At 61.3% G+C, this 302-nt stretch carries 1 protein-coding gene; it reads right to left on the bottom strand.

Annotated elements, in window-relative coordinates:
• Positions 1-302: alkaline phosphatase PhoX (locus tag EN862_RS35590; RefSeq protein WP_135913333.1), on the bottom strand; the 302-nt coding region annotated here is incomplete at both ends.

The following is a 302-nucleotide window of genomic DNA, read 5'->3' as shown; positions in this document are numbered from 1 at the left end:
TTCTTGCCGTCCTTGTCGACGATCTTGACGATGCCGGGGAACATCAGATGCGGGTTGGTGTATTCGTGGTTGACCACCAGCAGGCCGTGCTCGGCAGAGCCGTCGATCGGGATATAGCCGACATAGTCGTTGTTGTAGCCGAACTGTTTTGCCTGGGCCGCGGCCGATTGTTTGGTCGGGTCGAAGTCCGGCGAATCGGCAAACAGCGGGTCGCCCCAGCGCAACAGCACGTCGGCGTCGTAGCCCGGCGCCACATGGTGCTTGTCGTCGATGCCGGCCTCGAGCTCCTCGAACTTGAAAGC

The sequence above is a fragment of the Mesorhizobium sp. M2E.F.Ca.ET.219.01.1.1 genome (assembly GCF_004016445.2).
In the GTDB taxonomy this organism is placed as follows: Bacteria; Pseudomonadota; Alphaproteobacteria; order Rhizobiales; family Rhizobiaceae; genus Mesorhizobium.
Note: the sequence above shows the minus strand (reverse complement) of the source record. Positions and strands in the feature narration are given on the sequence as shown.